The 13,962-nt window shown below is 38.7% G+C and carries 13 protein-coding genes; 8 read left to right on the top strand and 5 right to left on the bottom strand.

Going from position 1 to position 13,962, the window contains the following annotated elements; genetic code table 11:
• Positions 1 to 197, bottom strand: a 197-nt coding sequence (locus tag H6F45_RS16815) for a hypothetical protein (RefSeq protein ID WP_190347813.1), incomplete at its 3' end; no start/stop codon positions are given.
• On the opposite strand from H6F45_RS16815, the gene H6F45_RS27350 reads away from it, so the two are divergent.
• A complete protein-coding gene (locus H6F45_RS27350) occupies positions 175 to 261 on the top strand; it encodes a hypothetical protein (protein ID WP_347237741.1) in 87 nt (28 codons plus the stop codon). The two genes, H6F45_RS16815 and H6F45_RS27350, sit on opposite strands and share 23 nt — an antisense overlap.
• 572 nt (positions 262 to 833) lie before the next feature.
• Here H6F45_RS27350 and H6F45_RS16810 read toward each other — a convergent pair.
• Positions 834 to 1,265, bottom strand: coding sequence for a hypothetical protein (locus H6F45_RS16810; RefSeq protein WP_096567238.1), 432 nt, complete (start codon positions 1,263 to 1,265; stop codon positions 834 to 836).
• Positions 1,266 to 1,385: 120 nt separating this feature from the next.
• Here H6F45_RS16810 and H6F45_RS27075 point away from each other — a divergent pair, with 120 nt between their 5' ends.
• The 3 genes from H6F45_RS27075 to H6F45_RS16800 all read left to right on the top strand — a co-directional run bounded on the left by H6F45_RS27075 (position 1,386) and on the right by H6F45_RS16800 (position 3,380).
• Entirely contained in the window at positions 1,386 to 1,517 is a 132-nt protein-coding gene (locus H6F45_RS27075) for a hypothetical protein (RefSeq protein WP_277876992.1), read from the top strand.
• Positions 1,518 to 1,558: 41 nt separating this feature from the next.
• Positions 1,559 to 2,002, top strand: coding sequence for a photosystem II protein PsbQ (psbQ, locus tag H6F45_RS16805; RefSeq protein ID WP_190347811.1), 444 nt, complete (start codon positions 1,559 to 1,561; stop codon positions 2,000 to 2,002).
• Positions 2,003 to 2,231: 229 nt separating this feature from the next.
• Positions 2,232 to 3,380, top strand: a complete 1,149-nt coding sequence (locus H6F45_RS16800) for an FAD-dependent oxidoreductase (RefSeq protein ID WP_190347809.1) — start codon at positions 2,232 to 2,234, stop codon at positions 3,378 to 3,380.
• A 121-nt stretch (positions 3,381 to 3,501) separates the two neighbouring features.
• Here H6F45_RS16800 and H6F45_RS16795 read toward each other — a convergent pair whose 3' ends face one another.
• Positions 3,502 to 4,320, bottom strand: coding sequence for a Uma2 family endonuclease (locus tag H6F45_RS16795; RefSeq protein WP_190347807.1), 819 nt, complete (start codon positions 4,318 to 4,320; stop codon positions 3,502 to 3,504).
• Positions 4,321 to 5,081: 761 nt separating this feature from the next.
• Here H6F45_RS16795 and H6F45_RS16790 point away from each other — a divergent pair.
• Positions 5,082 to 8,609, top strand: coding sequence for a helicase-related protein (locus H6F45_RS16790; protein WP_190347805.1), 3,528 nt, complete (start codon positions 5,082 to 5,084; stop codon positions 8,607 to 8,609).
• A 73-nt stretch (positions 8,610 to 8,682) separates the two neighbouring features.
• Here H6F45_RS16790 and H6F45_RS16785 read toward each other — a convergent pair whose 3' ends face one another.
• Both H6F45_RS16785 and H6F45_RS16780 read right to left on the bottom strand, forming a co-directional pair.
• Positions 8,683 to 8,991, bottom strand: a complete 309-nt coding sequence (locus tag H6F45_RS16785; protein WP_187041756.1) for a hypothetical protein — start codon at positions 8,989 to 8,991, stop codon at positions 8,683 to 8,685.
• Between the two features lie 60 nt (positions 8,992 to 9,051).
• Positions 9,052 to 9,198, bottom strand: coding sequence for a copy number control protein (locus H6F45_RS16780; RefSeq protein ID WP_190347803.1), 147 nt, complete (start codon positions 9,196 to 9,198; stop codon positions 9,052 to 9,054).
• Between the two features lie 611 nt (positions 9,199 to 9,809).
• Here H6F45_RS16780 and H6F45_RS16775 point away from each other — a divergent pair.
• Genes H6F45_RS16775 through H6F45_RS16765 form a run of 3 tightly spaced genes read left to right on the top strand, consistent with a single transcriptional unit; the run spans position 9,810 to position 13,727 of the window.
• Positions 9,810 to 12,896 carry a DUF1156 domain-containing protein gene (locus H6F45_RS16775; RefSeq protein ID WP_190347801.1) on the top strand — a complete coding sequence of 1,029 codons (3,087 nt, stop codon included), beginning with the start codon at positions 9,810 to 9,812 and terminating at the stop codon, positions 12,894 to 12,896.
• 20 nt (positions 12,897 to 12,916) lie between these two features.
• Positions 12,917 to 13,168, top strand: coding sequence for a UPF0175 family protein (locus tag H6F45_RS16770; protein ID WP_096572637.1), 252 nt, complete (start codon positions 12,917 to 12,919; stop codon positions 13,166 to 13,168).
• A gap of 52 nt (positions 13,169 to 13,220) precedes the next feature.
• Positions 13,221 to 13,727 (top strand): DUF3368 domain-containing protein, encoded by a 507-nt coding sequence (locus H6F45_RS16765; RefSeq protein WP_272109827.1) that lies wholly within the window; start codon positions 13,221 to 13,223, stop codon positions 13,725 to 13,727.
• The last annotated feature ends 235 nt before the right edge of the window (positions 13,728 to 13,962 follow it).

The following is a 13,962-nucleotide window of genomic DNA, read 5'->3' as shown; positions in this document are numbered from 1 at the left end:
GACTGGGGACTGGGGACTGGGGACTGGTGACTGGTGACTGGTGACTGGTGACTGGGGACTGGGGACTGGTGACTGGGGACTGGGGACTGGGGACTGGGGACTGGGGACTGGGGACTGGGGACTGGGGACTGGGGACTGGTGACTGGTGACTGGGGACTGGTGACTGGGTAATCAATTTTATTATTCCCAATTACCAATTACCAATTACCAATTACCAATTACCAATTACCAATTACCAATTACCAACTACCAATTTATTAATCTTTAATACCAGATATTGAGGTATGGTGAATAGTGTTTGAGTTGGAGATAACATAGGAGATCATGGAAGAACCGATATAAAAACCACAAAATATTAAAGTTCCAAAAAAAAACGTAAAGCTAACACATTTAACAGCAAACGGAAAAGAAAATCTACCTGATTTACCAAATGTGGAAAAGCGCATATATTTCCTCGGTGTGGTGTTGATGGTAGATAACACCTGGGGAATATTTAGACGCTGATTAATTCAACTTGCAGAATTATAGAATTATAGAATTATATTTATGACAGAAAATCAGAGATATTTCTGTTGAATATTTATCATATTTTAGGACTTACGCAAGATGTGACTGAAAACCTTATTCTTGCGTAGGGGTAATTCATGTAGCTTGCTTCCCGAAGGGTATTACCCCTACTTTCGTTCCCTTTTGCGTAAGTCCTGATATTTGTTAGCTTGGGAAGGTGTGGGAAGATGGAGAGAAATATTTTAGATTATAAATTTTAGATTGAATTTGCAAAAAACAATCCAAAATCCAAAATCCAAAATCCAAAATTCATAACTCCTGACTCCTTATAAATCAGAATTTATGTTAAAGACTTCTAATATTTGTCTGCAAATTTGTTTGAGTTTGTCACCAATAACAGGAGAAGGTAAAGACTCACCAACAAAACTCCATTGATCTACCGTTGACAGTCGCCATGCTTGCCCACGATGATCAAATCCTGATACTTCAATCCCAATAGCTCGCCGAGATTTATTGATGGGATCTTGATAAAAACGGATTTGAAATAAAACGCTACGACAGCGCCAAGATTTGCTGATTCCCGGAAAGTGAAAACCGATGTCGATGGAATCAGGATCTACGAGTTCCCTGGTTTCTGGGTCATTATGCCAAGGTTTAAGATCGCTTTTGGCATCAGGAAACTCTAATTTAAACAAGTTCACTACTGTAGCAATCTTGCTGGCTAGTTCAAGGTTTGTTGCCTGTTCAGCTGCATTCACGTTAAAACTCTCCTAATATCGCATCAGTCTGTGGGGGATGTGAAAACAGAAAAACCGCCAGAAGGTTTGTCTTATTAGTGTTTCAGCTTATCAAGAACATTGGAAGTTTTGCAACTGTGAATGAAGATTTCCTCACATTTATCACAGGAGTCAGGAGTCAGGATGCAAGAATTTCCTCCCGATGAAGTGAGAGAATTTTTGACAAAACTTTCACTAGTAGGAACGAAAAATTACAGTAGCGATCTAAAATGACACTGTAAATTGGTAAACAAATAGCAAATTAATTTCCTTTTATGGTGCGTCAACGCTCTATTTTGTCACTGATTCTTGTACTTTTGACTACATTCCTGATCAGCTGTGGCAGTCCTAGTGTTGCTACTGCACCTCCAACTTACACACCGGCTCAAGTTGCCAAAATTCAGGAATATTTTCCTGATATTCAGGTGGTGCGCGATCGCTCACAAGAACTGCAAACCCTGATTCAAAGCGGTGAATGGATCAAGGTGGGTAATTTTATTCATGGACCAATGACGGAAGCTAGGCTGAATATGACCTATGTTATCCCCAACCTATTAGCCCAAGACCAGTCTAAAGCCAGACAAATTACCAAGGATTTATTGAGTGATTTGGTAAAAATTGACAAAGCTGCTAGTGGGGGTAACACCAGTCAAGCTTTAAGTGCTTACAAAGATGCCTTTGCAGATGTTGACAAGTTCCTACAACTGATTCCAGAGTAAAGTGACTGGGAACTGGGAACTGGTGACTGGGGACTGGGGACAGTAATAGATTTACCCATTATCAATTACCTATTACCTATTACCAATTACCTATTACCAGCTTTAACCAGATAACTAATCACTGACAACTAAATAACTCTGAGTCTTGAGTCACAAAACGCTAGGTTAATCAAGTGATAGGGTGAAGAGGATAGTCTTAACTCTTCATCCCTCACCGTTTACAAAATTTATGAATATAGTAATTATCGGTTGTGGTGTAGTTGGGGCAGCGATCGCCTATCAACTGAGCCAAATTAAAGGTTTAAATATCACTGTTTTTGAGAAAAACCAACCAGCACAAGGTTCTACTGCTGCGGCTTTGGGTGTTTTAATGGGCATTATTAGCCATAAAACCAAGGGTAAAGCTTGGCAGATCCGCGAAGAAAGTATTAAACGTTATCAAACTTTAATTCCTGAACTGGAAGCTATGACAGGGCGGAAAATTCCTTGTAACCGTCAGGGTCTTGTCATGTTATTGTCTGAAGACCCAGAACACCCTTTAGAAAGTGGTGTGGAGGTAATGACAGATTGGGAACAATTACGGGAAATTCGTAAATCTCAAGGATGGCAGTTAGCTGTGTGGGACAAGGAAAAACTAGAAAAATTCTGTCCACAAGTTAATAATTCTACTGTGATTGGTGCTGTTTATTCTCCTCAAGACCTGCAACTCAACCCCACAGCGTTAACTTTAGCTTTGGTAGATGCAGCGCAACGCAATGGGGTAAAATTTAAATTTGGTGTGGCTGTACGCAATCATCAAACCCCTTCTACTGACATAGTTCAGATCACGCCCCATGTTACTGAAAAACTTAAATTTATGGAAACTTCAGAAGCTAAAGTTGAGGCAGATTGGTTTATTGTGACTGCTGGCTTAGGTTCAACTTTACTCACTAGACAATTAAATCATAAGGTAAATATTCGCCCAGTTTTAGGACAGGCTTTATATTTAAGTTTAGGACGGGTTTTAGGCAATCCTGATTTTCAACCAGTAATTACTGGCAATGATGTTCATCTTGTACCTATGGGTAATGGTGACTATTGGGTGGGTGCTACGGTAGAATTTCCCAATAATGAAGATGAGATTTTAGCTAAAAAAGAATTGTTAGAATCTGTCAAACAACAGGCGATCGCCTTTTGTCCAGATTTATCTGAGGCGAAAATTCTCCGCACTTGGTCTGGTATGCGTCCCCGTCCTGAAGGTAGACCAGCACCCGTGATTGAAAAATTAGCTAATTATAGTAATGTGATTTTAGCCACTGGTCATTATCGCAACGGTGTTTTACTCGCACCTGCTACAGCTTCAATCGTGCAAAATATGATTATGGATCAAGGTTCTTAATATTAGGTGACAGGTGACAGGTGACAGGTGACAGATTAATTAATCAATTTTTCCATCCTGATTTAATCCTGTAAATCCTTAAATCCTGGACATCCTGATTCTGACAAAAAGATTTAATCAATTAATCATCAAGTTCATCAGGATTAACACCCAACTGACGCAATTTTTCAGCCAGTATTTCCGCTTTTCTTTTTGCTTGAGTTGCTTCTTGTTCAGCAATAATAGCTCTTTCTTTAGCATTAGTAGCTTCTTCTGTAGGTTCAGGAATTAATTCTCCATCAAGAGTAAACCACCTTAACCACAACTTAGAAATACCACGAAATGAACCTGACCATAATCCTAAACTTAAACCTAACTCTGGCATGGGTAAAAGTCCATTTATTAAATTCATTGGTTCATAATGACCACCAACTAAATGAAATGCGCGGAGTTCATTGGTATAACGACTAAAAACAATATAGTAAGGAATCCGCAAAATACGTTCATAAACTTCCCATTTTGTAGGAGGTTTATTTGTAGGCAGTTGATCTTTTTGAATTTGCTTGTTACCTAAATCTTCATCTTCTGTACCAGGAGATAATAATTCTACTACCACAAAAGGATTTGCTGTTTCTTGCCAAGTCACATAACTTAAACGTAAATCTTCACCTTTATATAACCTAGAAACACCAATTACACCAAACCAATCTGGACGTTTATACCATAAAGGATGCTCTAAATCATAATAAAGATTCAGATCAGCAGCACTATAAACCAATTCTGGTGGCCAGTTTATAGGTTGAAAAGTTAGGTATAAAAGTAATGGTTGTAAAAAATGAAATTCGTCTGGCAAACCTTTTTCCTCTGGGTTCTCACTAGGTAAATCATACATTGTGGGTAGGCTTTCCCAAGGGGGAAGGGGAGGATCTGATTGAGAATTTAGGGGAGGGGATAAAGTCATAAATAAATTAAATAACCCAAGTTGCTAGTTAGGAATAGGAGTCAGGAGTCGTAGGGGCGAAGCATTCGGAAAATAACCTGTGATCAAAATTGATAATTGGTTGCCCGAATGCTTCGCCCTTAGAGGATGTTTGAAAAGTCGGAAAGGATGTAAAAAAGCTCTCTCAGTATAAGCTGTGAATAGATAATAAACAGGACCCAGAGAGTAGTATGAGTAAAGCATACCCCAGTAACCTGACCTTTTTAGTAGTACAACACAACTATATTGAGGTTTTTTGTTGAAAATGTGTGTCCAACATTGCTAAGAAGTGTTAATAAATTATGTAAAACCGCTATGTTTGGTAGTTTTTGAGGTTTAGTGTTTACGTGACACAACGCAGTATTGTTTAAGTAATTTACAGTTATATGTCTAAACCACATTGTTGCTGCTGAGGTATTTACTGAAGATTTATTACAATATTTATCTTTTCAGCAAAGAAATTTAACAAACAATAATCTAGAAAAATATTTACAACCACACTTAAATTTGATTATTATTTTTATTGATATATGACTTGCTACATCAAGCTATAAATCAGATGTAAAAATCTTATTAAGCAAAAGCTTGAGAAGATGGAGGAGAGGGGGTATTGCAGGAAAGCCCATTCCGGGTAAAACCGGGAAAAATAGCTTAAAGATATTTGTCTATAACACTACTAACTGTTATGCAATTGAACGAAGTAAAGAGGCACAAGTAGAAATTTCTCAAATAATGGTGACAGCGTGAAACTAGACCAACTGAAAGCAAATGTAATTGTCCGTGGTTCAATTTTTCCAGAACCAGTACAGGTATTGGTCGTTGTATCAATGGGTGATGCAATAAAACTCATTGGTACAGGAGTCAACACTAACCATACCTATCAACCAATTCTCAATGCTGAACAGTTGGAACAGTTGGAATCTACACCGGAAAAAGAACCCTTTGATGGTAATTCCCAGCATTTTCGGTTCGGTGTAGAAGCATTACGTTTGGGGTTGTCCTATGAATATGACCCTTATTTCGCGTTGGCGATCGCTCGTGTAGACCCCTTACCACACCAATTAGAAGCAGTTTACGACTATTTCCTCAAACAACCACGCATCCGGTTCTTACTCGCAGATGACCCCGGTGCTGGAAAAACCATCATGGCAGGGTTACTACTGAAAGAACTGAAAGTGAGAGGATTAGTTCAACGTACACTAATTATCACCCCTGCTAACCTGACATTTCAATGGCAGCGAGAACTCAAAGACAAATTTCGAGAAGAATTTGAAGTGATACGCGGTGATGTGCTACGCGCTAACTATGGTTCTAATCCCTGGCAAGAAAAAAATCAAGTTGTCACTTCCGTATCTTGGGTTTCTCGCATCGAAGACGCAAAAGACAGTTTATTAAGAAGTAACTGGGACTTAATTATTGTAGACGAAGCACATAAAATGAGTGCCTACAGTTCTGATAATAAAACCTTAGCTTATAAGCTTGGTGAAGAACTGGGAAAAATTACCGACCACTATTTATTAATGACAGCTACACCCCATAAAGGTGATCCAAAAAACTTTTGTTTATTCCTAGAATTATTAGACCGAGATGTTTATGGAGATGTCCAAAGTTTAGAAGAAGCAATGAAACGGAATAATGCTCCTTTTTACCTACGTCGCACTAAAGAATCGTTAAAAACATTTCCCGATGCAGAAACAGGAATTGTGAAAAAACTATTCACTAACCGTAAAGTTGAAACCATAGAATTTCAAATTGATGCAGAAGAGTTAGCATTTTATAATGCACTTACTGATTATGTAGAAGACCAATCAATCAAAGCTGCCAGTGATGATACAGCCAGAGGTAGGGCGTTAGGTTTTACCATGGCTATGTTACAACGTCGCTTTGCTTCTAGTATTTACGCTGTCCGTCGTAGTTTAGAAAGAATGCGCGATAAACGCCAAAGAATTTTAGAAGATCCAGAAAGCTATCGTCAAGAACAAATTAATAAGAAATTACCAGACAATTTTGAAGAATTACCAGAACCCGAACAACAAAAAATTATCGGTGATTTAGAAGGTGTAGTTGCTTCCATAGATCCCTTTGCATTGACACAGGAAATTATACAATTAAATCAACTAATTAGTCAAGCACTAATATTAGAAAAACGGGAAATTGAATCTAAATTAGTTAAGTTAAAAGAAGTAATTACCCAAAAAGGAATATTTAAAGATCCAAAAATGAAAATGCTCATTTTTACCGAGCATAAAGATACTTTAGATTATTTAGTAGGAAAATTAAAAGAATGGGGATTAACTGTTACTCAAATTCATGGCGGAATGAAAATAGGTGATAGAGATACCCCCAATACTAGGATTTATTCAGAACGGGAATTTAGAGAAGATTGTCAAGTTTTAGTAGCTACAGAAGCAGCAGGGGAAGGTATTAATTTACAATTCTGCTGGTTTATGATTAATTATGACATTCCCTGGAATCCAGTGCGGTTAGAACAGCGCATGGGACGGATTCATCGCTATGGACAGGATAAGGATTGTTTAATTTTTAACTTTGTAGCTATTAACACCAAAGAAGGTTACGTTTTATGGAAACTGTTTGAGCGGATTCACGCTATTGAAATGGACTTAGATCCAGAAAGGACGGGTAAAGTATTCAATGTACTGGGTGATATTTTCCCTGCTAATCAGTTAGAACGGATGATTCGGGATATGTACGCTCATAATCTTACTGAGGCTGTAATTGTTGATCGCATTGTAGAACAGGTAGATACAGAACGTTTCCGTAAAATTAGTGATTCAGCTTTAGAAGGACTTGCTAAACGAGAATTAAATTTATCACAAATAATTGGTAAATCTGCTGAAGCTAAGGAACGGAGATTAGTACCTGAAGTTATCCATGATTTCTTTGTGCAAGCAGCACATATAGCGGGGATTCATCCCAAGGAAACAGCTAAGGGTAAGAAAATATACAGAATTGGGCGTGTTCCTCGGACTTTATGGGCAACGGGAGATAGGTTAGAAAATCGCTTTGGTAAGTTGGGACGAGAGTATAAAAAGATTACGTTTGATAAAAATATTTTGACAGATGACCCGACATTGGAATGGGTGACACCAGGACATCCCTTATTTGAATGTGTACGAGATGAGGTTTCTAACCAAGTACAGGAAGATTTGCGTCAGGGTGCGGTGTTTTTTGATTTACACCGTCAGACACCAGCTAGGTTGGATGTTTTCTCGGCTGCGATCGCAGATGGACGGGGTAGAAAACTCCATGAACGTTTATATGTGGTGCAGACAGAGTTAGATGGAACAATGACTGTCCGCCAACCAACTTTATTTTTAGATTTAGTACCAGCTAAGAGTGCCGTGTCTGCCGACAGGCAGGTAGATTCCAATGTCCAGAATGCCATGTCTGCCGACAGGCAGGGGGAAGGTATGGACAATGGGAACTCGGTTAATTATTTACCAGATGATAGTAATTTACCCAGTCGAGAACAGGTAGAACAAGCATTAATTGAACAGGAATTAAATAGCTTCTTAACAGAAATTCGCACACAGCGACAAAAGGAAGTAGAGACTATTTCTAATCATATAGAAATTAGTCTGAATGTGATTATTGATAAAGTCCAGATTCAATATGCAGAGTTATTTCAACTCAAAGAATCTGGTTCTAAAGAACAAGGGTTAGATGGTCGCATTAAACAACTGGAAGACCGATTATTTGAATTAAATGGGAGGTTAGAACAACGTCGGGAAGAATTGCAGCAAGAAGCCAGTTGTGCAATTACTGATATTCGTCATCATGGACGTGCTTGGGTGTTACCACATCCTGAAAGAACTTCTCCAGAAATTGCGCCGATGGTATCTGATGATGAGATTGAAAAAATAGCAATACAGGCAGTTATAGCTTATGAAAAAGCTAGAGGTTGGCAAGTTGTCAGTGTAGAAAAAGAGAATCGCGGATTTGATTTAATATCCCGTGAAATTGATTCTGGAGATCCATTAAAAGCAAGTAAAGTCAGGTTTATTGAAGTCAAAGGACGGGCAAATATTGGTGAGGTAGCGTTAACAACCAATGAATATAAAACAGCAGAAAGATTGAAGGGTGATTACTGGTTGTATGTAGTATTTAATTGTGCTTCCTGCCTGTCGGCAGACAAGGCATCTCCAGAAGTTCATACTATTCAAGATCCAGTGAGATTAAATTGGCAACCATTTATAAAAATAGAACATTATCAATTGAAAACAGAAGACCTTTTAGGAGGTATAATATAGAAGTGCTTAGATACCGGACTTCTTAAAGAAGTCCGGTATCTGAAAGTCTTTAATTTTGTTTTAGGCGATCGCTTTACTTATCCATTAGTTGCATCAAAATTGCTTCTAGTCTTTCTAAAGCAGCATTAATTGAGCGTTGGTTTTCCTCAAATCGTTGCTGGTGTAGTTCAAAATTGCGGTCAAGTCTAACTATGATGTCATCTAAAATGGCACTTCTTCCTAAAACACTGGTAGCTGTATTAATAAAGTCATCAACTTTATAAGTAATATCGTCAACTTTACCTGTTAAGTTATCCAGTGTTGTAGCAGTAGTTTCTTGTTGTACCGCCACGCGCTCTAAAATCACTTCTATCCGGTCTAATCTACTTAATTCAGTTGTCATGGTTCCGTTGGGTTGGTTGTTTGGGGTTGTTAGTGCGATCGCTCTAACTGTCATTGGGTTTTAAGTGTGGCTAGTTTCTTGATTGTCGTTAACATAAGTAGCCATGAAGTCAGCAATAACATCACTCATGGTTTTATTTTCTAGTACACACTTACTTTTAAATTGTTGTCTTAATTCTGGCTTAACAAAAACTCTTATTTCTGCCATATCTTTTTTACTCTTTTGTTTATCCATCATATCCATTATATCCATTATTTCATTAACGTACTCATACAAAAATCTTATCATATACGTCATCTACAATAATAATGTCCAATATATCCAATATGTCAGATAGTGGATATAGTTGCTATATTAAAAATATCCATCATAAATTACTCACTAATTGCTGATTGATTACTTTTAAAAATACCTTGTAAGTCTTGATAGCAAAGGATTTTAAGGTTTTCAATCAGTCAGAGTGATTAATAAACCATGTAATTGGTGTGGTTTTTCTGCTTAATCCAATTCTGATTAATGACTAATTGAGATTGTAACCTTTATGAGACAAAGAGTTAGTAGATCAACTTTACTGATGGGGATGTAGAAACCCCATCTTCAATGAAGTAAGATGGGGTAGTTCATCTACAAGTTACTCCTTCAATAACCACCTAATTCAAACAAAAAACCATGAACACCATCAAATACCCTAAACGCCTCTTAAATTTTTTAAGAAGTTCGGGATCTGAAATTCCGTGTGCTTAGATCCCGGACTTCTTAAAGAAGTCCGGGATCTGAAAGTCAAAAATTACGGGAAATTCTAATTCAAACAAAAAACCATGAACACCACCAAATACCCTAAACGCCTCATCGAAGTTGACTTACCCATTAAACGCATTTCTGCCCACGCCCGACGGGAGAAATCCATCAGACATGGGCATATTTCTACATTACATATTTGGTGGGCTAGACGACCTTTAGCCGCTTGTCGGGCTGTTATTTGTGCGGCTTTATGGCCTGACCCTGTTGATGAAAATTGTCCCCAGTCTTTTCGAGATTTAGCTACGGAATATATTACTAATTTTGCTAAAAAAGCTATAGCTATAAATAGTGATTTCTCTAAAAATTGTTCTACTGAAATTTGGAATAAATGGCAAGTTTTAGCTAAACCAGAAAATCAGTTAAATTCTCATAATCCTCAACACTGGAATATATTAAGAAATAGCTTACTAGATTTTATTGCTGATTTTGCTAATTGGGATAATTCTACACAACGAGATTATTTAGAAACCAGTCGGAATTTAACTCAAGCTGCACACGAAGCTTTAGGTGGAATACCAGGAACAAAACCCTTAGTAGTTGACCCTTTTGCTGGTGGTGGTTCTATTCCCTTGGAAGCGTTGCGAGTAGGTGCGGATGCTTTTGCTTCTGATATTAACCCGGTAGCAGTGTTGTTAAATAAAGTGGTGTTGGAATATATTCCAAAATATGGGCAACAGTTAGCGGATGAAGTGCGAAAATGGGGACAGTGGGTAAAGGAAGAAGCAGAAAAAGAGTTAGCCCAATTTTATCCTAAAGATGCTGATGGTAGTACACCAATTGCTTATTTATGGGCAAGAACTATTATTTGTGAGGGTCCAGGATGTGGTGCGGAAGTACCGTTAATGCGGTCTTTATATTTGTGTAAAAAAAGTAATCGCAATATTGGTTTAAGGATAATTCCTAAACCGGAAGAAAAGCGGGTAGATTTTGAAATTATAGAAAAACAAAAGAGTAAATGGGTAGCCATGTCTGCCGACAGGCAAGTTAGTGATAACCCAGAAATAGAAATCAAAAATCCTAGTTTTGATGGCACTGTTAAAAGAGGTTCTGCCACTTGTCCCTGTTGTGGTTATACTACTCCGGTGGCATCGGTGAGAACACAATTTAAAGCCCGGCAAGGTGGGGCTAATGATGCGAGATTATTTTGTGTGGTGACTACTAAAGTGAAAACACAAGGAAGATTTTATCGTTTGCCTAATGAACAGGATTTAGAAGCTGTTAAAAATGCAAGTATTGAATTAGAAAAAAGAGTTAATCAACATAGTGGAGAATTTAGTTTAATTCCTGATGAACCTACGCCACCACAAGGAAGAAGTTTTCGTTTAGAATCTTACGGAATAGATAAATTTGGATATTTGTTTACTCGTCGTCAAGTCTTGACTTTAACTACTTTAGCAAAATTAGTTAAAGATGTAGGAGAAAAGTTAGCAGATACTCAAGATAAAGGGTTAGCGGATGCTGTACAGTGTTGTTTAGCATTCGCTGTTGATAAAATCTCAGATTTAGGTAATTCATTAAATAGATATGAACCCGTTGCTGAATGTCCAAGACAACTTTTTGGTAGACAAGCTATTCCTATGGTTTGGGATTTTGCAGAAGGAGTTCCTATTGGGATTTCTAGTGGTTCTTTTGATATTATGTATGAACGTTTTGTTTATGTTCTCAAGGAAGTAGGAAATAATTGGGATATAGGACAAACAGAACAAGCAAATGCAACAAATCACCCATTACCTGATAATTTTATTCAAGCATTAATTACAGATCCTCCATATTATGACAGTATTGAATATTCTGATTTATCAGACTTTTTTTATGTGTGGTTAAAACGCACCTTACCTAAAACTATTGGTATTCCTTTCAATGATGAATTAACACCTAAAGAAGAAGAATGTATTGTAAATCCCAGTAGAGGAAAAGATAAAGCTTATTTTGAGCGACAAATGGGAAAAGCAATGGGGGAAGGATGCCGTATTTTATCCCCAGAAGGTATAGCTATAATTGTCTTTGCCCATAAATCAACATCTGGGTGGGAAGCGCAACTACAAGCAATGATAGATGCTGGATGGATAATTACGGGTTCATGGGCAATAGATACTGAAATGCAAAATAGACTTCTTGCCATGAACTCAGCCGCCCTCGCCTCATCCGTCCATATAGTCTGCCGTACCCGCAAAAATGATGATGGTTCACTCCGTACAGATGAAATCGGCGACTGGCGCGACGTACTCCAAGAACTGCCCCAACGCATACATGAATGGATGCCCAGACTAGCATCAGAAGGCGTAGTAGGTGCAGATGCCATCTTTGCTTGCCTCGGACCCGCTTTAGAAATATTCTCCCGCTACTCCAGCGTTGAAAAAGCCTCCGGCGAACTTGTCACCCTCAAAGAATACCTAGAATACGTATGGGCAGCAGTCTCCAAAGAGGCATTGAGTATGATATTCTCCAATGCCGATACTACCAGCTTTGAAGAAGATGCCCGCCTCACTGCCATGTGGTTATGGACACTTTCCACAGGTAGCACGGACAACAACGACAGCAGCGAACCAGAACCCGACGACGAAGACGACGAAACCAGCAGCAAAACCAGTAAAACCGGCGGTTATACCTTAGAATTTGACGCAGCGCGGAAAATAGCCCAAGGACTAGGCGCACACTTAGAACAACTTACCCGCTTAGTAGAAGTCAAAGGCAGCACCGCCAAACTTTTACCAGTATCAGAACGTACACAATATTTATTTGGTAAAGAAGAAGCCCAAACCCCCAGCAAAACCAAAGGTAAAAAAGGCAAAAAGAAAGAAACCGAACAACTCAACTTATTCGCAGTCCTGGGTATCCCTGAAACAGAAGAGGATACAGACTGGGGAGAAAAAACCGTACCCCAACCAGGTAACACCACATTAGACCGCATTCACCAAAGTATGATTTTATTTGCTGCCGGACGTAGCGAAGCCCTGAAACGCTTTTTAGTAGATGAAGGAGCAGGAAACGACCAACGCTTTTGGGGACTTGCTCAGGCATTATCAGCATTATACCCCATCGGTACAGAGGAAAAACGCTGGGTAGATGGGGTATTAGCCAGAAAGAAAGGACTAGGATTTTAATTTTCATGGAAGCTAACTTTATGACGAAAGTAAATCTAGACTTACCCCCAGAAGTATTTTCAGCCCGTCGTCTTTCCCCAGATGACTTTGTACGTGATATGCGCCTAGCAGCCGCTATATACTGGTATCAAAAAGCGGAAATTTCTCAAGAGAAAGCTGCACAAATTGCCGGGTTAAACCGCCGCGACTTTCTTGCAGCCCTAGCCCGTGAACAAGTGGATGTATTTTCTGTAGATTTTGATGATTTAGAACAAGAATTAGCCCGTGAATAAAAACCTGTATTTTGTCCCCAACAATTACCTATTAAAGCCCAAAGATTAAGCCGTGACTGAAAAATTGCCAAGTATTGCCATCAAACCTGCAATTAACACCTCTCCCCTAATTTTTTTGACTAAAGGTGGTTTTCTCCATTTATTGCAGATAGTCAGCCCGGAAATCACTGTTCCTCAAGCAGTGTCCACTGAAATTCAGGCTTATGGAGAAACAGACATCACCGCCTCTAGTCTCGCTCATACCTCCTGGTTGGTAGTGACAGAAACACCTCCCATACCCAGCATCATTCAAACTTGGGATTTAGGGGCTGGTGAATCTGCGGTTTTAACTTGGGCTTATGTAAATCCTGGCACTGAGGTAATTATTGATGATTTAGCAGCCCGTCGTTGTGCAGCAGCTTTGGGCATTCCCCTCCGGGGAACTTTAGGTATAGTTCTTACAGCTAAACAACGAGGGATAATTCCATCTGCACGCCCAGTTTTAGAACAACTGCGCCTCTGTGGAATGTATTTATCTGATAAAGTGATAAATCAAGCATTAAGATTAGTAGGGGAATAATTCTATATCCTATCCAAATCCTTCACTTTTGAGATCAATTTTCTCATTTATAGCTGTAGCCAGGATGATTAGGACATGATTGAGTATTGAAACCTAATCATAGTAAGGGTTTTACTATTGCCTTTTGCTTTCTGCTATAAGCCCCGTTCAAGTTGAAACCTATAGTTTTTTTATGGCGCAAACTCAAGTTTTCAAGATGGATGGAGTTTAGCAAATAAATTGTTCAAGAAGTTCT

This window comes from Sphaerospermopsis sp. FACHB-1194, assembly GCF_014696235.1.
In the GTDB taxonomy this organism is placed as follows: domain Bacteria; phylum Cyanobacteriota; class Cyanobacteriia; order Cyanobacteriales; family Nostocaceae; genus Sphaerospermopsis; species Sphaerospermopsis kisseleviana.
Note: the sequence above shows the minus strand (reverse complement) of the source record. Positions and strands in the feature narration are given on the sequence as shown.